26 protein-coding genes and 3 pseudogenes are annotated in these 24019 nt (G+C 36.3%); 18 read left to right on the top strand and 11 right to left on the bottom strand.

The window, feature by feature from the left end; genetic code table 11:
- Positions 1-39: 39 nt before the first annotated feature.
- The 11 genes from yycF to ERX37_RS07385 all read left to right on the top strand — a co-directional run bounded on the left by yycF (position 40) and on the right by ERX37_RS07385 (position 10663).
- Entirely contained in the window at positions 40-744 is a 705-nt protein-coding gene (yycF, locus tag ERX37_RS07435) for a response regulator YycF (protein ID WP_133430038.1), read from the top strand.
- Positions 744-2606, top strand: a complete 1863-nt coding sequence (walK, locus tag ERX37_RS07430; RefSeq protein WP_133430037.1) for a cell wall metabolism sensor histidine kinase WalK — start codon at positions 744-746, stop codon at positions 2604-2606. Before yycF ends, walK begins: the two co-directional genes overlap by 1 nt.
- Complete coding sequence (locus ERX37_RS07425) at positions 2599-3903, top strand: YycH family regulatory protein (protein ID WP_165981999.1); 1305 nt, start codon at positions 2599-2601, stop codon at positions 3901-3903. The genes walK and ERX37_RS07425 overlap by 8 nt, the downstream gene beginning before the upstream one ends.
- On the top strand, positions 3904-4683 hold the full coding sequence (locus ERX37_RS07420; protein ID WP_133430035.1) for a two-component system regulatory protein YycI: 780 nt from the start codon (positions 3904-3906) through the stop codon (positions 4681-4683).
- 10 nt (positions 4684-4693) lie between these two features.
- Positions 4694-5485 (top strand): MBL fold metallo-hydrolase, encoded by a 792-nt coding sequence (locus tag ERX37_RS07415; protein ID WP_133430034.1) that lies wholly within the window; start codon positions 4694-4696, stop codon positions 5483-5485.
- 251 nt (positions 5486-5736) lie between these two features.
- On the top strand, positions 5737-6216 hold the full coding sequence (gene rlmH / locus ERX37_RS07410; RefSeq protein ID WP_133430033.1) for a 23S rRNA (pseudouridine(1915)-N(3))-methyltransferase RlmH: 480 nt from the start codon (positions 5737-5739) through the stop codon (positions 6214-6216).
- Between the two features lie 104 nt (positions 6217-6320).
- Positions 6321-7139 carry an abortive infection family protein gene (locus ERX37_RS07405; protein ID WP_229713200.1) on the top strand — a complete coding sequence of 273 codons (819 nt, stop codon included), beginning with the start codon at positions 6321-6323 and terminating at the stop codon, positions 7137-7139.
- 19 nt (positions 7140-7158) lie between these two features.
- The gene (locus ERX37_RS07400) at positions 7159-7977 is read left to right on the top strand and encodes a hypothetical protein (protein ID WP_133430032.1); all 819 of its coding nucleotides are present in this window, start codon (positions 7159-7161) and stop codon (positions 7975-7977) included.
- Positions 7978-8233: 256 nt separating this feature from the next.
- Positions 8234-8905: a type 1 glutamine amidotransferase gene (locus ERX37_RS07395; RefSeq protein WP_133430031.1), complete on the top strand. Its 672-nt coding sequence runs from the start codon at positions 8234-8236 to the stop codon at positions 8903-8905.
- Positions 8895-9830, top strand: a complete 936-nt coding sequence (locus tag ERX37_RS07390; protein WP_133430030.1) for an alpha/beta hydrolase — start codon at positions 8895-8897, stop codon at positions 9828-9830. The genes ERX37_RS07395 and ERX37_RS07390 overlap by 11 nt, the downstream gene beginning before the upstream one ends.
- A 464-nt stretch (positions 9831-10294) precedes the next feature.
- On the top strand, positions 10295-10663 hold the full coding sequence (locus tag ERX37_RS07385) for a hypothetical protein (RefSeq protein ID WP_133430029.1): 369 nt from the start codon (positions 10295-10297) through the stop codon (positions 10661-10663).
- A gap of 46 nt (positions 10664-10709) precedes the next feature.
- On the opposite strand, the gene ERX37_RS07380 is transcribed toward ERX37_RS07385, so the two are convergent.
- Positions 10710-11126, bottom strand: coding sequence for a VOC family protein (locus ERX37_RS07380; protein WP_133430028.1), 417 nt, complete (start codon positions 11124-11126; stop codon positions 10710-10712).
- A 159-nt stretch (positions 11127-11285) separates the two neighbouring features.
- Between ERX37_RS07380 and ERX37_RS07375 the strand changes: the two genes are divergently transcribed.
- From ERX37_RS07375 to ERX37_RS11785, 4 genes are all read left to right on the top strand, one after another.
- Positions 11286-11576 (top strand): hypothetical protein, encoded by a 291-nt coding sequence (locus ERX37_RS07375; protein ID WP_133430027.1) that lies wholly within the window; start codon positions 11286-11288, stop codon positions 11574-11576.
- Positions 11576-11767 carry a helix-turn-helix transcriptional regulator gene (locus ERX37_RS07370; RefSeq protein ID WP_111716904.1) on the top strand — a complete coding sequence of 64 codons (192 nt, stop codon included), beginning with the start codon at positions 11576-11578 and terminating at the stop codon, positions 11765-11767. Before ERX37_RS07375 ends, ERX37_RS07370 begins: the two co-directional genes overlap by 1 nt.
- A gap of 25 nt (positions 11768-11792) precedes the next feature.
- Entirely contained in the window at positions 11793-11960 is a 168-nt protein-coding gene (locus tag ERX37_RS11420) for a hypothetical protein (RefSeq protein ID WP_165981998.1), read from the top strand.
- A gap of 343 nt (positions 11961-12303) precedes the next feature.
- Entirely contained in the window at positions 12304-12603 is a 300-nt protein-coding gene (locus tag ERX37_RS11785) for an ArsB/NhaD family transporter (RefSeq protein WP_133430026.1), read from the top strand.
- Here ERX37_RS11785 and ERX37_RS07360 read toward each other — a convergent pair.
- Positions 12555-12968 carry a universal stress protein gene (locus ERX37_RS07360; RefSeq protein WP_133430025.1) on the bottom strand — a complete coding sequence of 138 codons (414 nt, stop codon included), beginning with the start codon at positions 12966-12968 and terminating at the stop codon, positions 12555-12557. The two genes, ERX37_RS11785 and ERX37_RS07360, sit on opposite strands and share 49 nt — an antisense overlap.
- Before the next feature lie 13 nt (positions 12969-12981).
- Positions 12982-14433 carry a SulP family inorganic anion transporter gene (locus tag ERX37_RS07355; protein ID WP_133430024.1) on the bottom strand — a complete coding sequence of 484 codons (1452 nt, stop codon included), beginning with the start codon at positions 14431-14433 and terminating at the stop codon, positions 12982-12984.
- A gap of 119 nt (positions 14434-14552) precedes the next feature.
- On the opposite strand from ERX37_RS07355, the gene ERX37_RS07350 reads away from it, so the two are divergent.
- Positions 14553-15092, top strand: a complete 540-nt coding sequence (locus ERX37_RS07350; RefSeq protein ID WP_133430023.1) for a recombinase family protein — start codon at positions 14553-14555, stop codon at positions 15090-15092.
- A 194-nt stretch (positions 15093-15286) separates the two neighbouring features.
- On the opposite strand, the gene ERX37_RS07345 is transcribed toward ERX37_RS07350, so the two are convergent.
- Both ERX37_RS07345 and ERX37_RS11415 read right to left on the bottom strand, forming a co-directional pair.
- On the bottom strand, positions 15287-15808 hold the full coding sequence (locus ERX37_RS07345; protein WP_133430022.1) for a DUF421 domain-containing protein: 522 nt from the start codon (positions 15806-15808) through the stop codon (positions 15287-15289).
- Between the two features lie 28 nt (positions 15809-15836).
- Positions 15837-16367 carry a recombinase family protein gene (locus tag ERX37_RS11415; RefSeq protein WP_268234327.1) on the bottom strand — a complete coding sequence of 177 codons (531 nt, stop codon included), beginning with the start codon at positions 16365-16367 and terminating at the stop codon, positions 15837-15839.
- An 80-nt stretch (positions 16368-16447) separates the two neighbouring features.
- Here ERX37_RS11415 and ERX37_RS11630 point away from each other — a divergent pair.
- A pseudogene (locus ERX37_RS11630) lies at positions 16448-16884 on the top strand (transposase); the annotation flags it as partial.
- An 8-nt stretch (positions 16885-16892) separates the two neighbouring features.
- Here the strand turns inward: ERX37_RS11630 and ERX37_RS07330 are convergent.
- The 4 genes and pseudogenes from ERX37_RS07330 to ERX37_RS07315 all read right to left on the bottom strand — a co-directional run bounded on the left by ERX37_RS07330 (position 16893) and on the right by ERX37_RS07315 (position 21310).
- Positions 16893-18037: pseudogene (locus ERX37_RS07330) on the bottom strand (IS3 family transposase).
- A 72-nt stretch (positions 18038-18109) separates the two neighbouring features.
- The gene (locus ERX37_RS07325; RefSeq protein ID WP_133430019.1) at positions 18110-19444 is read right to left on the bottom strand and encodes an NtaA/DmoA family FMN-dependent monooxygenase; all 1335 of its coding nucleotides are present in this window, start codon (positions 19442-19444) and stop codon (positions 18110-18112) included.
- Between the two features lie 120 nt (positions 19445-19564).
- Positions 19565-20968, bottom strand: coding sequence for a DHA2 family efflux MFS transporter permease subunit (locus ERX37_RS07320; protein WP_133430018.1), 1404 nt, complete (start codon positions 20966-20968; stop codon positions 19565-19567).
- Positions 20969-21049: 81 nt separating this feature from the next.
- Complete coding sequence (locus ERX37_RS07315) at positions 21050-21310, bottom strand: ArsR/SmtB family transcription factor (RefSeq protein WP_165981997.1); 261 nt, start codon at positions 21308-21310, stop codon at positions 21050-21052.
- A 146-nt stretch (positions 21311-21456) separates the two neighbouring features.
- Between ERX37_RS07315 and ERX37_RS07310 the strand changes: the two are divergent.
- A pseudogene (locus ERX37_RS07310) lies at positions 21457-21777 on the top strand (IS30 family transposase); the annotation flags it as partial.
- 40 nt (positions 21778-21817) lie between these two features.
- On the opposite strand, the gene ERX37_RS07305 reads toward ERX37_RS07310, so the two are convergent.
- Positions 21818-22543, bottom strand: coding sequence for an NADPH-dependent F420 reductase (locus ERX37_RS07305; RefSeq protein WP_133430016.1), 726 nt, complete (start codon positions 22541-22543; stop codon positions 21818-21820).
- A 38-nt stretch (positions 22544-22581) separates the two neighbouring features.
- Complete coding sequence (locus tag ERX37_RS07300) at positions 22582-23922, bottom strand: NtaA/DmoA family FMN-dependent monooxygenase (protein WP_133430015.1); 1341 nt, start codon at positions 23920-23922, stop codon at positions 22582-22584.
- Positions 23923-24019: the final 97 nt, after the last annotated feature.

Genomic DNA, 24019 nt, shown 5'->3' with positions numbered 1-24019 from the left:
GAGGTTAGTAGATGAAACTCTAAAGAGAAGAGGTTGCGTATGGCACGAAAAATAGTCGTAGTAGATGATGAAAAACCGATTGCAGATATTCTGGAATTTAACCTGAAAAAAGAAGGTTACGATGTACATGTCGCTTATGACGGGGATGACGCAGTAGAGCTGATCTATGAAATACAACCTGATATTGTGCTGCTTGATATCATGCTGCCTGGTCGCGACGGTATGGAAGTCTGTCGTGAAGTCCGCAAAAAATATGATATGCCGATTATCATGCTGACAGCTAAAGACTCAGAAATTGATAAAGTGCTCGGGCTTGAACTGGGCGCAGATGACTATGTGACAAAACCGTTCAGCACGCGTGAACTGATTGCACGTGTTAAAGCGAATCTACGTCGTCACTACACGCAGGCTCAGTCTGAAGAAAAAGAAGAGACTAATGATATTGTCATTAAAGATATCACGGTCTATCCAGATGCTTATTCCATTAAAAAGCGCGGTGAAAGCATTGAACTGACGCATCGTGAGTTCGAATTGTTCCACTATTTAGCGCGCCATATCGGTCAGGTTATGACACGTGAACATTTGCTTCAGACAGTCTGGGGCTATGATTATTTTGGAGATGTAAGAACGGTTGATGTGACGATCCGTCGTTTAAGAGAAAAGATTGAAGATGATGCTTCACATCCTGAATACATCGTCACTCGACGCGGTGTCGGCTACTTCTTACAGTCACAAGAAAAATAATGAAATATATTCAAGCTTTTATTAAAAAATTACAATCACTGCATATTAAACTTGTGGTCGTCTATGTCCTGCTGATTATTATTGGTATGCAGATTATCGGTCTGTATTTTACAAATAATCTTGAAAAAGAGTTGACTGAAAACTTCAAAGACAATGTTGAACGCCAGGTCAGACAGCTGGCTTATGATATAGACGAAGCTTATAAAGAGAATAATGATGACAATACAGAACGAAAAATACAATCGATCATTGATGATTACACATCACGCTCCGGCGTGGGTGAGGCACGTTCAGATATTGATGAAATTCGTTTTATCAATACGAATGAGCTGATTATAGCGACGAGTAAAGTATCCGACAGTGTGTCAATCGACCAGAAAAATAAAGATACACAGATTCAGAAAGCTTTATCACTCGGACAGAGCAATGATCAGATTCAGCTGAAAGAAGAAGGCGCAAGCAAGAAGCGTGTCTGGGTTAAAAACGAAACGATTAAAGTGAATGATGAAGTCATGGGCGTAATCCATGTTGAATCAAGCATTGAGACAGTCTACCAGCAGCTCGATAAAATCAATCAGATTTTCATCATCGGGACAGGTCTGTCTTTACTGATTACCGGTCTTCTCGGTTTTTTCATTGCCCGTACGATTACAAAACCTATCTCGGATATGCGTAATCAGGCGCTCGAGATGTCAAAAGGGAACTATACCAATCGCGTAAAAGTATATGGTAGCGATGAAATTGGCGAACTGGCGCTGACTTTCAATAACCTCGCTAAACGCGTACAGGAAGCGCAGGCGAATACAGAAAGTGAGAAACGAAGACTGGACTCTGTCATTACCCATATGTTAGACGGTGTCATTGCGACTGACCGTCGTGGCCGCGTACGTATCGTTAATGATATGGCGCTGCGTATGCTGACGGTCAACCATGATGAAATAGAAGGTCGTCACGTACTGGATGTCCTCAAAATGGAAGAGCATTACTCACTGGAGGAACTGCAGGAAAATAGCGGCGGCGTCATTATTGATATTGACGGCGAGTATCCGCTCATCGTCCGTGTCAGTTTCTCGACCATTATTCAGGATACAGGATTTATTACGGGTTATATCGCGGTACTGCATGATGTAACTGAGCAGCACCATGTAGAGAATGAGCGTCGTGAATTCGTGGCGAACGTTTCACATGAACTGCGTACACCACTGACTTCTATGCGCAGTTATATCGAAGCGCTGGAAGAAGGGGCATGGCAGAACGCGGACCTCGCACCTCAGTTCCTGAGTGTTACACGAGAAGAGATTGACCGCATGATTCGTCTAGTCAATGATCTGCTGCAGCTCTCTAAAATGGATAACTCTAATGAAACACTGAATCGTGAGCTGATTGACTTTAATATGTTCATTCATAAAATCATTAATCGCTTCGAGATGAGTGAAGGGAAATCTGCGACCTTTGTGCGAGATATACCTAAATCAGGTATTTTTGTAGAGATTGATCCGGATAAGATGACACAAGTGTTTGATAACGTCATTTCAAACGCGCTGAAGTATTCTAAGGGCAAGAAAAAAGTGGAATTTCATGTGAAACAAAATCTGCTTTTCAACCGGATGACGATTCAGATTAAAGATAACGGAATCGGTATCCCGCTGAATAAAGTGGATAAAATATTCGATCGCTTCTTCCGCGTCGATAAGGCGAGAACACGGAAGATGGGTGGAACAGGTCTAGGCCTTGCCATCAGTAAAGAGATTGTAGAAGCACACAACGGCCGTATCTGGGCCAACAGCCAGGAAGGTAAAGGCACGTCTGTTTATATTACTTTACCTTGTGAAGTCTTAGATGACGGTGATTGGGATGTATAAAAATATTATCAAAAGCATCATACTGATCATTCTCGTCTGCAGCAGTGTGATACTGACTTATCAAATCTGGAATTTTAAACCTCAGTTGACTAACGTGGATAACTTAGTAGAAGAGAAGACAACCATTGGCCCACGATTTGTTGATAATATCAAAAACATTTATATGCCCTTTCAGCTCGTCTCCTATAAGGAGGGCGATATGAAAGGCACGACAGATAGTAATCTGATCATGGAGCTGACGAATGATTTAAGTGAAAACAAGATTCTGTCAGCCTATCTCCTTGATAATAACGGTAAGTTTCAGGCAAAAGATATTGGCAAGGATTATATCTTGTTTGATTTTACTGAGGATATCCCGCAGACCATGTACATTACTAATATTCTTGAGATGACTTATAAATCCAATGATAAATATACTTTCAACCGTATATTAGTAGACAGTGAAAGCTTTGAGACAATCACTCTTTACTTTGTTGGTAAAGATAAGGTGCTGAAAATAGAGACCGATGCTAAAAGTGATCATTTTAATCAGCTTGTTAAAAATCAGCGGGAAAAAATGACCGACTATTCGAGTCTGGTCACTAATGTACACACATCAAGCGATAAGACGCAGCTCTATATGCCGGCACAAGCTGACGATGTCAAAGCCTATCGTTTCATTGCAGACCGCATCGACGTTAAAGATATCAATGATGCTGTACTGGATGATCAGGACAACATCATTCAACGTGATCGCGAGGAAGGCACGACTTATTTCAGTAATACAGGGATTGTATCAGTCGATGCCAATGACATTTATAAATACAACAATCTATCTGAAACAGATCTACTGAAGTCTGCCCCGAGAGATACTCTGGTGAAATCATTTAAGTTCATCAGTAGTCACGGTGGTTTCACAGATGATTACCGTCTATTTGATATCGATGATGACAGCCGTACCATCAATTATCAGATGTTCTTAAGCGGCAGACCAGTCTTCAATAGCGAAGGCTTATCGGACATCTCAGTAGTGTGGGGTAAAGATGAGGAGTACGAATATCGTCGGGGTCTGCTGTCAACAAGTGTCGCTGTCCCTTCCACGCAGGAAGTGGAGAAACTACCGAGCGCCGAAAAAGTACGTTTTGATATCGCATCTTCTAGAAACTATCAGCTTGAGAAAGTAAACAAGATGATGATTGGTTATGAGATGGCAAAGTCACCAGATAGCGAAATACAGGCAAATCTATTATTTGAACCGTACTGGTATGTTGAATATGACGGCACATGGATGAAGTATGATAAGGGGAGGCTGAAATAAGTGGATTGGAAACGAGCAAGTTCACTCTTTATCTTTGTCTTCCTGATCATCAATATATGGCTGGGATTCCTTTATTATCAGAAGGTAGAACGGTCTAATCAGATTGATACTGCTGATGAGAAAATATTATCATTCGATAAAGAAAACATTATACTGCCGGATGAACTGCCGAATTCAGAAGGCGTTAAACTGAACTATTTATCAGGACGCAGTAAGAAATTCACAGGCAGTAATACCGTACGAGACAATACAGTCATTAAAGAAAAAATCGCAACGAATCTGCCACTTTCTGATATAGAAGCGAATACGTTGATGGAAGATTTAAAAGTCTTTATCGATAGTACACCTTACCGAGGAACAGAATATATCATCAGTGGCTTAGACCGCAAAAATAAACGAATTATATACGAACAAACATTCAATAAATATCCGATTCTCAGCAACGATACAGCTAAAATTATCATTAACTATAATAAGGATAATGAAGCCTATAGTTACGAGCAATCTTATATTGAAGATCTGCAGGAGGGTATTGGTAGTAACAACAAGAAGAAGCAGGTCGTAGAAGCACGACGAGCACTTGAAATCCTATACTATCAGAATGAACTGAAGTCAGGTGATGAAATAACAGCTATCAGACTCGGTTACTACTCTGTCGTTCCTAATATTGAAGGACAAGTACTGAAGCCGACATGGCAAGTCGCAGTGCTGCATAAGAATGGTAAACGTGAGACCTTCTATGTTGATGCACTGAACCCGCAAGAACCTATATTGAAGTGAGTGATAACCCATGATCAAAATGTCAGTACTGGCAAGCGGCTCAACAGGCAATGCGACCTATGTCGAAAGCGACAAAGGGTCATTATTAGTTGATGTCGGCCTGTCAGGTAAAAAGATGGCTGAACTATTCAGTCAGATAGACCGTAAAATAGAAGACTTGGACGGTATACTCGTTACACACGAACATATCGACCATATAAAAGGACTCGGCGTACTAGCGAGAAAATATAAACTGCCAGTCTACGCCAACGAGAACACATGGAAGGCCATCGAGCGTGCGGATAAAAATATCCCGCAGGACCAGAAGATGATCTTCAATCCGTATGAAACAAAAAGTATCGCAGGCTTTGATATTGAATCATTCAACGTCTCACATGATGCGATTGACCCGCAGTTCTATATCTTCCATAACGACTATAAGAAGTTAACATTAATCACAGACACAGGCTACGTATCAGACCGTATGAAAGGTATGATACATGGCAGTGACTGCTTCGTATTTGAGAGTAATCACGATGTGGATATGCTGAGAATGGGACGTTACCCATGGAAGACGAAGCAACGTATATTAAGCGATATGGGACACGTATCGAATGAAGATGCAGCTTATGCGATGAGAGAAGTCATCACAGGCTCAACAAAACGTATCTATCTCTCCCACTTATCCCGCGATAATAATTTAAAAGATTTAGCGCGTATGAGTGTAGAGCAAGTATTAAACACGCATGATATCGATACGAGAAATGATGTTATGCTACATGATACGGATAAAGAGATAGCAACAAAGATTTATGAACTGTAGTTTACATGATTTACAGTAAATTCACACAATAGTGTGGATAACCATGAATAACTTTGTGGATAGAATAAAAGTTATCCACAAGTGTATAAGATGTCTTGGAAACAAGGCATCTTTTTTTATGTTTATGCAGAAGAAAATGGAAGAAATACAGTCAAAAAAGGAAAAATGCGATAAAATAGGGCTTGTGAAATGTTAATAAGTTAATAACATGTGGATAACTCGAATAAGTCATACAAAAAGGATGAATAAATATGAAAATTACAATTATAACTGTGGGTAAGTTGAAAGAGAAATACTGGAAGCAAGCCGTAGATGAGTATGTGAAGCGACTCGGCGCGTATACGAAGATAGAACTGATAGAAGTGCAGGATGAGAAAGATACAGATAATATGAGTGACAAAGACATTGAAATTGCGAAGAACAAAGAAGCGGAACGCATATTAAGTAAAATCAAAGACGACAGCTACATCTATACACTGGAAATACAAGGGAAACAACTAGACTCAGTCGAACTCGCGCAACATATCGAAAACAATATGAACACAGGCAAAAGCCACCTGACCTTCATCATCGGCGGCTCAAACGGTCTGCATGACAGCGTGAGTGCGAGATCTAATTACAAACTATCCTTCAGTAAGATGACATTCCCGCATCAGATGATGAAAGTCATATTGCTGGAGCAGGTTTATAGAAGTTATAGGATTATGAAAGGGCAGGCGTATCATAAATAAAACTAAGTACATTTATTTTGAATGTACTTTAAAAAGTTATTTTAGGATTACTAGGTGCCAGGCATATCATAAGTAATTAGGTTAATAATAATAAATAATGGGAGTTGGCAGATATAAATAGGCAATTATTAATTGACAAATTTTTAAGTATTTTATCTAGTAGAAGTGTATTAGAAGAGATAGACAATTCTTTTACTGATGCTAATATAACAAGAAATCGTAATGTTGTACCTAAATACAGTGGACAGAGAAAATCTTTAGCATGGGAATACATTTCTACATTAAATATTGAAAATGATGTAGATTTTCAAAAGTTTTTAAAAGTCATTGAAATTTATCTAATGAGATGGCAAATAGAGTTTGATGATTGGGACGATGACGAAGAAATAAGAAGACTTATTAAGATAATTAAATTAACTGGTTTTGATTATGAAAAGGATTTAGGTCTTGTAAATAGTGGGGGAGCTAAAATTAGCTTAACCAATATCAAGGAATTAGCAAAAAGAAATGATCTCAATTATATACTAAAAGAGTGTGAAAGAATTGAAAAAGAAGCTGAAACTGATCCTGAAGATGCCATTACATCAGCAAAAGCAATGGTAGAGAGTAGCTTAAAACATATCTTAGATTCAGAAGGTAAGGGATACAAAAATAATGATGGTCTAAGAGATCTTTACAAAAAAGTAAGTCAAATTATGAATCTTTCTCCTGGTGGTCATAATGAATCGATGTTTAAGACAATCTTAAGCGGTATGATCAATGTTATTAATGGATTAGATGAAATACGCAATGAGTACGGTGACGCTCACGGTAAATCTATAAAGAATTACAAGCCAGAAACCAGACACGCCATACTAGCTGTTAATGCAGCAAAAGCTATAACAGAATTTTTGTTATCAACTTATGATCATAAAAAAAATTAAATCGAGGATGCAGAGTATTATGGAAAATGAGAATACAATCATTAAAAAGTTTTTAAAACTTAATTATCCAGAAAAATTTAATTTTTTGTCATGTTACACAAATAAAGATGAGCCTAAAACAGATGAAAATATTATATTAAAAATTCTTAAGTACAAAAAAGGGAATTGTAAATTTGATAATCTTTTCAATGAGAATGTTCCTCTGGAATATCAAGGAGAATGTGATAAATTAGCATTTTTTATTTATCGAGAATTAGGTTGGCAAACTCCACAGCATAACTCAATACGTGGAGATACGATGAATTCTTTTTGGAATGTTTATTCTAGATTAATGAACCTTACATATGAAAATGGTAGAGAAATTGAATTTTCAGCAAATAGAATTGCTTGTAGACAACAAAATTGGCCATCATTAGAAAGTCTAGATTTTCTCATTAATAATTTTGATACTTTTAAAGAAGTTCATGAGCAAAACAATTTATTAAAGCAGTACGCTGAACTAACTTATACAATTGGAAATTTTATAGCAATCCCACACATGATTAATACAGGAAGAGCACGTCCTTATGAGGATTATTGGGATTTGACTATGCATTCACTTTATGAATTCCTTAGTCCATTAAAAAGTTGGGAGCCTTTCATAAATTATTATTTATTAGACGATTATGTAAATGAATATACCAAAAAGCCAATCTATTATTGGGCAAAGCATGAGGAGAATACACGTCCCCAAACAATTAATGAAATAAATGAATTTCTAGGTAAAGCAAATGAAAATATTCTTGAGCGAGGGAAAAAGTTAGTGGAAAAATGTGATAGTAAGTATATGCTTTCATAGATGGTTACTCTTTTTTTAATTCACTTATCTAGAAGAGTTAAGAAGTGAGATGAAATCCTTCTTTAAGTAGATTAACATCCGTCTTAACCGATAAGCTCAGAGTAATCATGAGTGATGGTTTTTTTGAAAGTCTATTAATATAATAATATCAAAATAATATTATTGAAAATTAATTTTGATCGGACGAATGCATATGATGATATCGAATATAAAGAGTACTTATAAAATCTAATTGTAAATAGAGAGGAACAATTGAATGAATACATACATCCTACAACACGTACCTTTTGAAAATCCAGGTATTCTCGAAGCATTGAATGCAAAAGTTATTAAGTTATATGAAAACAATCATACTTTACCTGATGAAAAGGATATCGACCTGCTTATTGTGCTAGGTGGTTCGATGAGTGTACACGATGATATCCCGTGGCTTAATCATGAAAAGGCATTAATTAAAGGTTTGATACACAATAATAAGCCTTTACTTGGAATATGTCTCGGTGCTCAGTTAATCGCAGAAGTTCTTGGTGGAGAAGTATATCCAAACTCTAAAGGAAAAGAAGTAGGATTTGGTGTTATTAACAAACAAACTAATGAATACTCATTCCTGCCACAACAGTTAGATGTATTGCACTGGCATGGAGATACCTTCACTTTACCTGATAAAGCAAAAAGACTATACAGTTCAACGTATTGTGAGAATCAAGCCTTCATCTATAATGAAAATGTGATTGGATTACAATTCCATATGGAAACGACAAAAGAGACGTTAAGTGATTTGGTGGAAGCGGATCGTGAATATATAACAGGTAACGTTTTAAACAATACAGAGGAAAATATTATGACATACGATATCCCTACTGAAAATCAGGAAGTATTACTGAGTATGGTGAATTACATAAGTGGAGGACGTATAAATGGAAAGTAGAGTACATAAAGAATTACTAGAAACATTTAAGAATCTGACACCCATGGATTTGTCAGAAGAAAAGCTTCCTTCAATTCGAACAGCTAATAAACTGTTAATCAAGCCTTATATTGATGAAGCGATTACTCAGAAAGAATACTTTGCCAAGCATGATGAGGAGGATATACAAGCTAGGCTTAAAGTCTATGCTCCTGTGAATCAGACAGATACATTACCTGTGGTGTTATTCATTCATGGTGGCGGTTATATGTTTGGTTCGGTAGAGGGTAATGATGCTAAGTGTGCACGTTATGTAAAAGAAGTGAACTGTGTTGTAGTATCTGTGGATTATCGATTAGCTCCAGAGAATCCATATCCTGCAGCAATTGAAGATTGTTATCTATCACTTCAATGGATTGTTGAAAATCAAGTTCAACTTAATATTGATGTTGATAGACTTGCAGTAGTCGGTGGGAGTACTGGCGGTGGTCTTACTGCTGCATTATCATTACTAGCAAGAGATCGTAAAGGTCCAAAAATTAAATTTCAGATGCCGTTATTCCCAATGATTGATGATAGCTGTACAACATATTCAAGTAATGAATTTAGTGATAAAAGAGTGTGGAGCAAGGAACTGAATCAGTTCGCCTGGTCTATGTATCTGAAAGGTGTTGAAGGTGAGACACCTAAGTATGCTGCACCAATGCGTGAAACAGACTTTAGCAATTTACCACCCACATATACGACAGTTGGCTCACTTGATCCTTTTAGAGATGAGACGATGAACTATGTAAAAGCATTAACGGAAGCAGGAGTACCCGTTGAATTTCATTTATATCCAGGTGGATATCATGAGTTTGAAGCAATGGTTCCTGATTCTGAGATAAGTAAAAGAGCAGTATCAGATTCTATTCGAGCGCTAAATGAGGCTTTAAATACAAATTAAAAGAACTTAATAAAATCCATTTTGAGAAGGATGAGTGAGTTAATGATAATTCTAGTGTTGTTTAGCACGCTCTATATTTATAAAAACTTATTTATAATTTGTACGGGGATTATTCCGAATTTATTGGGAGAGTTATCAAGGAGTGAAGACGGGAATGATGTTATTTATCTTTGTGCTTCGATAGTTATACCTACTTTAATAATCATAATCGTATTTTTTATTTTGGGTGAACTTCTAGGAGAATATGCTAATTTCGCCATAATTATTATAGCATTATACTTTAAGTTTGGAACAGATAAAGGAGTAGCTTGATTTTTAGTCTTTTTAATAATATTTAACCTTAGTTGTGTAAATTTTATAATCTAAAATTCTTTGAGTGATTAATTTGAAAAGTATTGTAAAATTAAAGGGAATAATATGAATTTTTAATAGAAACTAGTTATTTATTTGAATAGGAGAATATTATGAAATCATTAAAACTAAGTTCTTTACTGTTTTTATTACTTTTAAGTGGATGTGGCGGGATAAAAAATGATGTGCAAGGAACATGGTCATCAGAAAATTTCTTTTATAAAATTACTGAAGATGAAGTGATAGTTTGGGAAAAAGAATACCCTAAAGAAGAATATCAGCATATTTATTATGACGTTGTTAGTGATAAAAGTGATAATTCTCTAACTGTTGATGTGAAAGATTCAAAAAATTCTGATCCTTATGATAGAGAAAAATGGTATATAGACCCCGATGGTGCGTTAGTTCGTTATGTGTCAGATCAAAGTAAAATGATTGAAGCGTATCCCGATGATGACAAAGAAGATATATTTCCTGATTAAAAATGAAAAAAGTAGCACTTAATCCAATAAGTCGCTACTTTTTATTTTAATAGTTTTTTGAAACACTATTCATTAACTTCGCAAAATTCTCATCACTAATATTCGATTCCGTTAATGTTATTTGATAACCATCAGGATCAACAATAGTCATTTCCTTCGCATTCCACGGCATCTGTTCTAACGGTTGTAACACATACTTTTCGGATATCGACTTTGCAATGGTTTCGATTTCATCAACAAGAATATTAATGAAACAACCATTTCCACTAGTAAAGTCATCAGACTGAATCAGCATAATATCCTGATATTTTTCCAGTCTTAGATGATTCATTATTACTTCATTTGATTCATTACAAAACTTGAATACACTTTGAAATCCTAAAGTGTGACGATACCACTTCTCAGCTTTTTCAATATCTCTCACCAATATTTTATTAAACAACGGCATTTGATAGAATTCCATGTCATCATCTCCTTACTTTAATCGTAAGGTATGACGTGACGTTAGAGTAAATAGGAAAATATAATGGGAATGATAAATGTTAAAAGTTCTTTACATTTTAGTGTGAAAATTATACTATAAGAATGTAAAGAACTTTTAACATTTTAAGGAGGAGTTTAGATGAGAAAACCAGATGAGATGGAATTACATCAATCAAACCAAAGTATTAAATTGAGTTGGATATTCGGTATGGGAATGCTGCTGATTATTAGTATCTCTCACTTTGTCGTTAACGGTAATCTTTCTAATTCATTTTTAGTGATGTTATCAATGTTGATTGTTTATCGAGCTAATATGATGATGATGCAAAGTAAAATGGGAAATAACAAAATAAAACCTATCGTAATAACAATGTTCCTTGTATTCGCAATTTGTCTTATACTAGGTTTGGTATATGGATATTTAAGCTGATGAAAAACAATTTGAAGATATTAAGAAAAGAAAGAAAAATAACCCAAGAGCAATTAGCAAAATCAATGGGTGTAACGCGACAAACTATTATTGCTATAGAACAAGATAAATACGATCCAACCTTAAAGCTTGCATTAGCTTTAAGTGAATACTTTGAAGCGACTGTGAATGAAATCTTTTATATGAAATAGAACATCTCTAAGGAGGATAATATTTATGAATAAAGATCTGAAATTTACTGATTCTGAAGAAACGATTAAACCAGGAGAAAGAGTTATTATCGAGTTTGATTTTCCCAAAAATTTGAAATTTGTCGGAAGAGCAGATAAAGTGCTAGAAAAAATTATTAAAGAAAATGATGGAATGATTAAGAAAGCTGACTAACAACGGTCAGCTTTCTTATTAATTTTTAACCGCACATTTAACCGATACGCTGAAAGTTATCATAAATGATGCGGTTTTTTTCTAGAAAATATCGCAGTCTTTAGAGATACGCACAAAATTATCATAAATAAGATTGAATAAAAAAGAAGCTGCCATAAAATGAGTCAGCTTCTTTTAAGTCTTTATTATGGATGATATCTATATAGTTAATTTTTTTCATCTTTTCTTCTGATATGATGACATTACTTCTATAGATTTTGGTTAATAAGCTCTTTAATTTCATCAACTTTCAAAACTTTACCATATGATACAACTTTTACAAATAAGATAATCGGCGCGCAAATTGTCGGAGCTGATTCTTGCAGGTATAACATTTTTACTTACATTCATATTAGTAATCTGGCAGTCTAAGAGCTTGGATATCGGTATAACATCAGTGGCAGATGAAGTTATTATTTTATTGACTGATGTCGTCAATCTAAAGGATCGAGAAATGACAGGGTTATTATGTAATTCAATCATACGAGTATCAAACGATAATAAAGCATGTACAGAGAAAGTCATCTGTACACGCTTTTATCTTTATAAAGGTTTCTATTTTACTATCAGCACTGGAATTTCAGAACGTTTAGCGACTTTATGACTGACACTACCTAAGACCATTTCTTGTAAGGCATTGAGACCACGTGTACCGAGTACAACTATCTCATACTGCCCGCTGTTTGCGACTTCTACAGTCTTTACTTTAGGTTCACCTTTTTCAATTTTTAATATACATTTTACATTATTTTCTTCGAAAAGAGTTATGATTCTCTTAAGCTTCGTTTTTCTTTCTTCTTTCAGATTATGTCCTTCAGTGGAATGAAGAACACTTTCTACTGAATCGTCAATAGAAATGACATGAAGTAACGTAACGATAGATTCATTACATGTAAGTTTAATCACTTCTTCTGCTGCTCTGTAACTATTATCTGATCCATCTGCTGCTAGTAAAATTGAATGATACATCCTATTTTCCTCCTTAGATTAAATGTTCTTGATTGATATCGCTAAGTTCAGAAATAATTTTATGGCTATTTTCATTAAGATTGCTGACATAAACGCGATTGTTTTTTTCAGTTAACTTATTAACCAGAGTATCTATAGCATCTACAGCTGAATCATCCCACAGATGAGCATTTCTGAAATCTAATTCGATATGTTTATTCTCATCATTTAAGTTAATCTGATTCATCATAGAATCGATAGAAACGAAGAATATCTGTCCTTTAATTTCATACTTTATCTCGTCATTGATTTCACGTTTAATTACTTCAACATTTGATATCTTGGTCGCAAAGAAGAGAGCACTAAAGATGACACCGACTATGACACCGATAGCCAGATTATGAGTGAAGATGACAGTGAAGACTGTCAGTAACATGACTGTTACATCTGTTTTTGGTGCTTTTTTAAGATACTTGAAGGATCCCCAGTCAAAGGTGCCGATTGACACCATTACCATAATACCTGCTAATATGGGCATTGGTATTTGAATGACGAAATTGCCTAGTACTATAATCATGAACATCAATACGACTCCGGCAGTAAAAGTTGAAAGACGAGTTGTCGCACCTGATTTTACGTTGATGATTGATTGACCTATCATTGCACATCCACCCATACCACCAAAGAATCCTGTAATGATATTGGCTATTCCCTGACCACGGGATTCTTTATTTTTGCTGCTGAATGTGTCTGTTGCGTCATCTACAATCTTTGCAGTAAGTAAACTTTCTACTAAGCCGACTAAAGCCATGGAGAGTGAATAGGGAAATATAATTTTTAAAGTCTCAAAATTAAACGGAACATCAGGAATAAAGAAGTGTGGCAGTGTACGCTTGATTGTTCCTAAGTCTCCAACTGTCTTCACTTCAGAATGCATTAACATATAAAAAGCAGTTAGTAAGACAATCGCTATAAGCGGTGCTGGAATGGTTTTAAAGTAACGAGGAATAATATAGACGATAGAGAGAGTAAGAATTACATAGAGATAGGTATCAATTGATATACCGAATATATGTTCAATCTGAGCCATAAAAATCAGTATACCAAGAGCATTAACAAAACCAATCATCACTGAGTTCGGAATGAATTTCATTAGACGTCCTATTTTCAGCAGGCCTAGTATAACTTGAATGATCCCCATTAAAATAGTGGCAGCAAGCAAATAATCTATGCCATAGTCCTTGACTAATGGAAGCACAAGTAAAGCGATAGCGCCAGTTGCAGCTGAAATCATCGCAGGTCTGCCTCCAACAATGGAGATAGTTACTGCAATTATAAACGAAGCATACAAACCCACCATAGGGTCAACGCCAGCGATAATGGAAAAAGCAATGGCTTCAGGAATGAGAGCTAGCGCAACCACTATACCTGCCAATATATTGGTCTTTGGCTCTATAAGCCATTGAGATTTTATTGTATTAAGCATGATATCCTCCTTAGTTTCATAAATATATATTTATGAAACTAATATACAGGATATATTATGATAAGTATACCCCTTTTTGAAACTTTCTTGATATAATTGATGCGAGGAGATGAGTTAATATGAAATATGGCTATATAAGACCTATTGATTTGAAAGATACAGAAGAGAATCAAATGAAAAAGTTGAATTCATTGACTGAGGAGATATTTAAGGAGAATCATGCTAAAAATAAAAATAGAAAAGTTTTGGATGAGTTATTAAAGCAATTAAAGGAAGACGATGAACTCATCGTTACAGATCTGTTTATACTGGCGGATTCTACAAAACATCTTTCAGACATTATTAATATGATGAAAGATAGTAACTTCAAGATACATGTGTATAATACTGGAATAGTCATCAATCGAACAGTCAGTTTTAATTTTATAGATACATTAGAGATAATTACTCAGTTTCAGACAGATGTCGTCAGATTCCGAACTAAACAAGGCATTTCGAAAAGCAGAGAAGAAGGCAAGCAAATTGGTCGCCCCAAGCGTTCTGACGACAACTTAGACAGAGCAATAAAAATGTATCTCTCAAAATCATATACATTAGATGAAATCAAAGAGAAAACCAACATCAGTAGAGCAACACTCTATCGTCATCTCGATAAATAAGAGAATCATAAACCTATCATATTTGATTAATCAACCGAAAAGGTAGCTATGTATTGACTGAATGGTTTATAGCTGTTGTCATGGCAAAGAAAGTGGAAGATAGATAGTAGCATTAATTACATGTACCTTTAATGGCAGACAGACTGACAAGAAGTTATTTTTCTTGTCAGTCTGTTTTTCATTAAGTATGAACTTTATATCTGGTGAAAAAGTTTCGATGTGCTAATATTGATACTTTGTTCCGACTTAATAATCGACAAAGTTCCATCTGTTTCGAGTATAACAAGCTGTATATCTTCCATTGAAGCATGGCCGCTTGATCTGACAGCTTGAAAAATCTCTTTTTCCAGAATACGTTCTTTTTTAAGATTTTCATGCAAAAATTCATCACCGTAATAAAGTAATGAAGGACTGGATTTGATGACTTTACTGATAGAAGAACTATAGACAGATAGTTTAGTGAGAATGTATTGAAGAACTATTAAAGTTAAAAATGCAGCTAATCCTTGAGAAATAGCAATGTCTTTACTAGTCATGATACTTGCCAGTATAGAACCCAGCGCAACCGTGACAATTAAGTCAAATGCATTCAGTTTTGTCAATGTTCTTTTGCCGCTTATCCTTAGTACAATGATAAGTGATACATACCCCATAATTCCTATTAAAACCGTTCGCAGAATAGTTTCATAGCCATCAAAAAATAATTGTTCAGGCATAAATACAACTCCTTATTCTTAATTTGGTCTAACGTGCTAAATGTCTGTATAATGTGGAACGACTGATGCTAGTCTCTTCTTTTATTTGATCAAGTGTATAATGTTTACTTAAGTACATCTCAATCGCTCGTTGCATGTTTTCATCTGTTCTTTTAGGGCGCCCGATGGCTTTTCCATTCTGTGCTGCTTTAGACATACCGTGCTTGGTCTTATAGCGTATGAGATTTCTCTCAAAATCGACAATGATATCAAGCATCTGATTGAACGAAGCTAAATAAGTAGAATCTACCGCTATATTTTTATTGATATTGATTAACCTGATATGGTATTTTTCAAAGTCCGTGATGATTTGAGAGAGTTGTGCAGTAGAATCAGCAAGGATGAAAAAATCTGTGACGTAGAGTTCATCCTCGGAATTCATACATTCTAACAGCGTCTCTAACGCAGTTCTATTCTTATTTTGATGATGATCTTCCTGGTAGATTTTAACGTCAGTCGCTATTGTCTTAATTTTACTATGCTGTTCTTCGATACTGTCTTTAATTTCAAACGGTCTGATATAACTGAATCGTCTACACTTAGTTGGACAATTTCTATGTGAATAGATATTGTTAATCTAAGAAAGTAGGCGATTTATTTATGTCACGAGAAAGAAGAAGTTTCAGTCCTGAGTTTAAACTACAGATGGTCAAACTTTATGAGAACGGTAAACCTAGAAATGAAATTGTACGTGAATATGACCTGACGCCTTCGGCATTAGGGAAATGGATCAAACAACATCAGTCCACAGGATTATTTCTGCACAATGACAATCTGAGCGATGAAGAGAAGGAAATGAAAAGATTACGTAAAGAGAATCAGCAGCTGAAGATGGAGAATGACATTTTAAAGCAAGCAGCGCTGATCATGGGACGAAGATAGCCGTCATTCGTGAGAATGCCGAGAAATATTCAGTATCAGCAATGTGTAAAGTCCTGCAGATTCCCAGAAGCACCTACTATTATGAAGCGAATAAACTGAATGACACAGGAAAAAATCATCACGATGGAGATGTCACTGAGAAGGTCGTTCAGATTTTGGTCTGTCAACATAATATTGAACAGTTTTTATAGAATATTTCTTTATATTCCTTCGGTGTTAGATAATTCAATGCGCCGTGTGGTCTGATATTGTTATACCAGTTCACATAATCAAAAAGTTCAATATTCAAATGATTAATAGACTGAGAGTTATATTGATTGATAAATTCAGTCTTCATCGCTTTAAACGTTGTTTCAGCGACTGCATTATCATACGGGCATCCTTTCATACTCAGTGACCTCTGGATACCGAAGGTACCAAGCACTTCATCGATAAGATGATTATCAAACTCTTTTCCTCTGTCTGTATGGAACATCTGGACCTCTCTTAAATCATATCTGATGGTGCTGAGAGCTGCTGAAACAAGTCGACTATCTTTATTGGGCCCTGCACTTTAACCAACAATTTCTCTGTTAAAGAGATCAATAAATAGACATATATAATGCCATTTTCCTGCCACCTTTACATAGGTCAGATCGCTAACAAGCACTTCCCTCGGTCTTTCTCTATAGAATGCTCTGCCCAGACCATTGGTGATATTATGTTCATTTGGCTGAGCCGAAAAGACCCTGTAACGCCGGGATGTATAGGTGGAGACAAGATTTTTGGTTCTCATGATACGGCCAATCCGTCTTCTGGAAACTTTAAGTCCTTGCTTATCTAAGGCGATCTTGATTCTTCTCGTTCCAAAACAACGCCGGTTTGTATTGAAGATCTGATTAATCTTCTCAGTGACGTCTTCATCGAGATTCTCTTTTTCCCTGTCATTCAGCTTATTTACTTCATAATAATAGGTGCTTCTAGGAATTCGCAGGACTTTACACATTGCTGATACTGAATATTTATCGGCATTCTCACGAATGACATCTATCTTCGTCCCATGATCAGCGCTGCTTGCTTTAAAATGTCATTCTCCATCTTCAGCTGCTGATTCTCTTTGCGTAATTTTTTTAGTTCCTTCTCTTCATCGCTCAGATTATCATTGTGCTGAAATGACCCGGTGGATTGATGCTGTTTGATCCATTTTCCTAATGCCGAAGGCGTCAGGTCATATTCACGTACAATTTCATTTCTAGGCTTACCGTTCTCATAAAGTTTGACCATCTGTAATTTAAATTCAAGACTGAAACTTCTTCTTTCACGTGACATAAATATATCGCCTACCTTCTTAAATTAACAATATCTATTCACATAGAAATTGTCCAACTAAGTGTAGACGATTCATCTTAAACGTTCGTCTACACCATACTGATAAGGAACATCCAGATTTTTTCGTAAGGTCTCTCCTTCGTATTCTTTATGGAAAATACCACGTTCCTGTAAGATAGGCACCACTTCATTTACAAAGCGATGTAAATCAGTTTCATAAGCATCAGGTAATATCCAGAATCCGTCTGCTGCCCCTGCCTCAAACCACGTAGTCAGATGATCAGCCGTTTCTTTTGCATCACCTAATGTTGCTGGATGATAATCAATGACAGAGTGATAAATGATATCACGTAAGGTCCAGCCTTCATGTGCTACTTTTAAAACATTTTCAATACGAGGATCAGAATAACTATCAATTTCTACACTGTTTAAAAGTTCTGGTGCTATCGGGCGATCTAAGTCAGCAGGTGTCAATCTTAAGCCTAACACCATTCCGATATGATAAACACGTTGCTGAACTACCTTTTCATCCATAAAGGTTGCATGACGGTCAATGGCTTCACGCTTAGAATCTGCAATAACCGGCATAAGTCCTGCGATAAATTTGATCTCATCCGGATTTCGGCCGGCATCTATCGCTGCCTGACGGAGTGCTTTTCGTGTTTCAATACCTTGTTCTATTGTCCATACTTCACCAATCATTGCATTCGCATAGCGACCGGCAAATGCGATACTGGCGGGAGACCCACCAGAATGAAAGATGACGGGTTGTCCTTGAGAAGATGGTGGAATAGGTAAAGCACCATTTGCCTGCGTGTATTTGCCGGATATATAAACAGGTTTTACTTGTCTGTAATCAGCAAAGACACCGGTTTCTCTATCAGCTTTAAGGGCATCTTCTCCCCAAGTTGCCCAGAACTGCTGGACAGCCTCAACAAATTCATAATGACTTTCGTAACGTGATTGTCGGTCCATTAAGTTCACCCCAAAAAGTTGTGCTACTTTTGGGCTTGATCCCGTAACAGCATTCCAGGCAATACGTCCGCCACTCATTAAATCGATTCCCTTAAATTGACGTGCGACAGTATAAGGGACATTCCACTGAGTATGTACAGTCGCTGCTATACCGATGTTTTTTGTTCTTTGTAGAATTGCAGTGGCGGTAATAATAGGTTCTAGCGTCATTGATGGCACCTCACTATTATCATTCGGTATTGCACCAGGGAAGTCACCTATAAAAAGAAACTGAAATTTTCCTTTTTCAGCAAGTTGAGCGTAACGAATATCTGCCTCAATATCTGGATAAATATGACCAGTGACGCCTTCACTTTTCCATGCTTTAGCATTTGCACCGTATGCACCTGTAAATCCCAATCCGAGCAACATTTGTTTATTATTTTTATCCATAGCTAACTCCTTCTGATTTCCTGTCGTATCTTCATATGGATATGCCCTAAAGCACAATCAATAGTCATTATGATAATCTGAACATCTTATAATGACTGTACAGAAACCCTGCATCTTGAATTAAATACTTCTTTTTAGTTTCTTGATAATTTTATTATTGGATAACATTAATCCAACGATGAATCCAATTCCGACAATTATAAGCAGCATGATAAATACATGATTTGAACCATACACGATAGCATCAGAAATATTATTATTTGTTTTTAAATATTTGTTTTTACCAATTGTCAATATACTTACTGCAATTGCAGTACCTACTGCTCCGTTGACTTGAAGTAATGTATTTAATACCGCCGAACCATGAGGATACAAATGAGGTGATAATTGGTTCATTCCATATGTTTGAGCACCAGTCCAAACAATAGCAATGCCCCCCATTAAGATTACATGTGATAACACAATAAGAGCAATGTTTGACTCAGGTGTTAATGTTGTAAAGATGAACAATGAAATCAACATGATAATTAAGCCGGGGATGATTAGGACCTTATGACCATATGCATCAAAGATTCTTCCCGCCATTAATTGAAGACTGCCGTTTACAATACTACCTGGTAACAACATTAATCCTGTGATGAGCACTGATAAGCCTACGCCCGTTTGCATATACATCGGCAGAATAATCATTGTACTCATTGCTGTAAACATACACATTAATACAAGCAGCATGCCCATCACATAAATTGGATATTTAAAGACTGAAAGATTTAGCAGTGGTTCTTCTCTATTTTGACGTAAGACAAATCCAATTAATGCGACAATACCTATGCCGACAATGATAAGTGCTGTTGGATTGGTAAATGATTCCCCCATTAAACTGAAGCCATAGACAATAGATCCAAAACCTAATGTTGATAATACTACTGACAAGATGTCGATTTTCTGTTTTTTAACTTCAGTTACATTCTCTAAATTTTTATATGCAACGAAAATGCCGAATAATATAAACGGTAATAACAACCAGAAAATCATTCTCCAAGACATGTATTGTATTAATATGCCACTTACTGCAGGTCCCAAGGCTGGTGCAAATGAAAGAACAAGGCCTATCATTCCCATAGCAGAACCCCGTTTTTCCATAGGAAAGATGACCATTACAGTGTTGAACATTAATGGTAACAAAATGCCCATCGCTAGTGCCTGTAATACTCTTGCAAACATTAACATTTCAAAGTTAACTGACAGGGCGGCAAGAAAAGTACCTAACGCTAAACTTGTTGTCGCACCAAAAAATAATTGTCTCGTTGGAACTGATTGAATTAATATCCCACTTACGGGCATTACCACACCTAATGTCAGCAAATAGCCTGTTGTTAACCACTGTGCAGTGGGAGCCGTAATATCAAATACTTCCATTAATCTTGTAATGGCTATATTTAATGCTGTTTCGCTGAACATACCTGCAAATGCACAGATGAGAATTGCCATAAGAATGGCTTTTGAATTGTATTGTTTCGTCATCATGAATCTCCTATTGTCAAATTTAACTATTTTATAATTCTAAAAATATCGAAATAAGGTTTAAATAAATATATGAGCCGGTTAAATATCTTGAAAAAAAAGATCAACTATTGGCTGATTAGGACGATAAAAAATATAAGTTCCTTGTTTTTCAGGAATGATTAGGCCGCTATCAGCCAGTAATCTTAAATGATGTGACATCGTTGAGGAAGCAACATTCTGCATCTCTTCACATAACATTCCGGGGCAGATACTTTTATTTTTAATGACTGACTGCATGATTAAATATCTAGTACGATCACCCAATGCTTTATGAATTTTTACCATTTGCTCAATTTCCATAGCCATGGCTCCTTCTTTTATTATTTCCAAACATTTCGAAATAACGGTATCATGCTAAAGGTAGTATGTCAATTCCTTTCGTTCACTAAAAAATGATGTAGAAACTCATTGTGTTCTATAATAAAGAGGTTAGATAGTGTGAAAAACGGAATATTTTTAAATCAATTACATTTGATTGTGGTAAGGAATTCTCTAGCTGGAAAACGATCTCTAACTGTCATGATATCTCAAACTTCTTCGCTGATTCAGGGACTCCATCGCAGCGGGGCCTGAATGAACATTCTAACGGGATACTTAGACGTAGTGGATTAGATAAAGAACTAGACTTCGATCTAGTCACTGGCGATCATATCATCAGTATTGCTCAAAATATCAATCATCGTCCTAGAAAATCTCTAGGGTATAGAACACCTTTGGAAGTATTTATGAGTTTTATTGAAGATGAGAAATTGTCTGGCTTAATTTGACAATCTAAATTTTAAAAAAAGACCTTATTTGAAATCTTTTTTATAGATGACCCGCACCATATACTTTTCTGTTCATGGCGACGATATCTTCATGCTGCATGTCAGGTCTGAAATGATTCATTACTTCGTCACGATGAATCGGTGTGGCAGATTTGTACGCTAGTTGTAATGCACGTTCTAATTGTGACTGATTAAGTTCAGTACAATATGCAGGAGAACCTGGTTGATGTCTCCAGGAGTTGTTTAAATCACCATTATCAACAACATCGATGTCTATTTTATGAATCATTTTTGCAATAATATCTTTATGGCTTTGGTTATCTCCAGAAATCGCCATGGCAATTTTTGATCCATCAGCTGATGTAATATTTTGTAGTGTCATTGCAAGTAAGTGGTTAAATGCTTTAATAACAGGTTTTTCAATTTGCTCAGCTACCCAGACACTTTCGACTTTTCCTTCGTCAATTGCCTGAATGTTGCCATCTCTGAATGGGTAATAGTTTGTTGTATCGACGATGATAGTATCGTCATCAAGTGGTGCTAATTTTTCTTTAATTGTAGGTATAACATGGAAAGGTAGAGAGATGATTAACACATCAATATTTTGAATCACTTCATCAAAAGTTACTGCTTTCCCTTTAAAGTCTTTCCCTTCTAATTTTTTAATCGATCTGGTGTCAGCAATTTTAACGTCATGTTCTGTGTTAAACAAATGTTGTGAGAGGGTTGTGCCGATCGGGCCGGCACCGATAATTCCTATGTTCATATTCATTCTCCTAGCTCATATTATTTTTAACGATTATATTAATAAGTCAATCCATATTCATACGACACGCCTAGATGGTCTCTTAATGTTTCGCCTTCATATTCTGTATGGAATAATCCGCGTTCCTGTAAAATAGGGACCACAAGTTCTACGAAATCTTTAATCCCATCATGTGAGGAGTCAGGGACTATCGAGAATCCGTCTGTCGCATCGGCTAGATACCATTCCTCCAAGAAGTCAGCTACCATTTCAGGTGTACCGACAACAACTGGATGGTAGTTAATCACACCATTCGCGAGTACATCTTTAATTGACATACCTGTCTTTAATAATTCGAATGCTTTTTCTGCACGAGGATCCATTGGTGATGGGTACATCTGATTAATTAAACTTTGAGGTAACGGTTCTGTGATATCTATTGTATTGACACTCAATCGTAAACCGACCATATGACCTAAATATTCAACATGATGGGCGGTTTCTCTCGGAGCGAATTGCTGTATCATATATCGACGTTCCATTGCTTCTTCTTTTGTCTTACCAATTGAGAACATAAATCCTGCAAACATTTTAATATCATCCGCCTTACGACCATGAGCTTCAGCACTTTTACGCAGCATCATGCGGTGGAGTTTCGCATCTTCTTTTGTAAATGGATTGGCATAAACCCCTGAAGCGAATCGACCAGCTAGTTCCAGGCCTTTGTCGCCACCGCCTGCTTGAAAGATAGGAGGCTGCCCTTGAGGTGATGCCGGAATGGGTAAGGGTCCTCGTGTTTGATAGTGTTTACCTCGGTAGTTACCCAGTTCAACTTTTGACATATCTACATATTCACCCGTTTTCTGGTTATGAATATAAGCATCCTTACCAAATGTACCCCATAGTGTCTGGACTGCTTCAATGTGTTCTTGAGCCATTTCATACCGAGTATCACGATCTGGCAGGGGTCTTCCAAAGTTGGCTGCAGCTTCATGATTAGAAGTCGTTACAGCATTCCATCCCATGCGTCCGTTACTGATAACGTCTAATGTTTTTAATGTACGTGCTAAGTTATAGGGTTCAGTATAGGTGGTTGAATAGGTAGATACGAGACCGATATGTTTTGTTTCACGTGCAACAGCCGCCAAGGCAATCGTCGGATCCATCGGGTGCATCGGAGAATTAGTGGATAGATCATTTGGCAGTGCAGGCGTATCAGCAATAAATAACGTATGAATTTTACCTTTTTCAGCCATTTTGGCATTTTCGACATAATAATCCATATTCGTATAGGCGTCTGCCGCAGCACCAGGCAGACGCCACGTTTTAAATTCACCACCATATCCTGATACCATCTGTAAAGCCAATTTCATCTTGCCATCTCTTTTATTAATTGTCATGATAAGCTCCTTCTTTGTTTGAGTTAACGTAGTATAAATTATATACTGATTATTAAGTTTGAGAAGACGGCAATAAATAATGAGTTAGTACTATTTT

This window comes from Macrococcus hajekii, assembly GCF_004359505.1.
GTDB lineage: Bacteria > Bacillota > Bacilli > Staphylococcales > Staphylococcaceae > Macrococcus > Macrococcus hajekii.
The sequence above is the reverse complement of the archived record's forward strand: the minus strand, read 5'-3'. Positions and strand labels throughout refer to the sequence as shown.